We start from the raw sequence: 470 nt of genomic DNA on the forward strand, positions 1-470 counted from the left end.
GAGCCGACGAAGCCGACTGAGCCGGGTGAGCCGGGTGTTGAGCCGAAGATTTCGACGAATGCTGATTTTGCGAACGGTGCAACTCAGGTTGTTGCTGGTGCGCAGGTTAACGATACGGTGACGTATGAGGGTCTGGTTCCGGGTAAGGAATACACCCTTTATGCTGAGTTGATTTCTAAGGCTGATGGCAAGACTGTTCTGGGTGAGGGTAAGAAGACCTTTACTCCGGATGCTGCCAATGGTGAGGTTGTTGTTGAGATCATCGTTGATGATTCTGTAACTGAGCCGGTTGAGGCTGCGGTTGCCTTTGAGGAGTTGACTTCTGTTGAGGTCGACAAGGAGGGCAAGGAGACTCCGGGTACTGATCCGAAGAACCCGAATGTCATCGCTGAGCACAAGGACATCAACGATAAGGCTCAGACTGTGACCTCTAAGGATCCGTCTGAGACTACCGAGCCGACCGAGCCGAC

Annotated in this window: 1 protein-coding gene; it reads left to right on the forward strand. The window is 53.2% G+C overall.

Annotation, left to right across the window (positions count from 1 at the left end; genetic code table 11):
- A partial coding sequence (locus tag HMPREF2785_RS11410) for a VaFE repeat-containing surface-anchored protein (RefSeq protein ID WP_168164698.1) occupies positions 1–470 on the forward strand: 470 nt, incomplete at both ends.

Source organism: Corynebacterium sp. HMSC067D03 (genome assembly GCF_001811185.1).
GTDB lineage: Bacteria > Actinomycetota > Actinomycetes > Mycobacteriales > Mycobacteriaceae > Corynebacterium > Corynebacterium coyleae.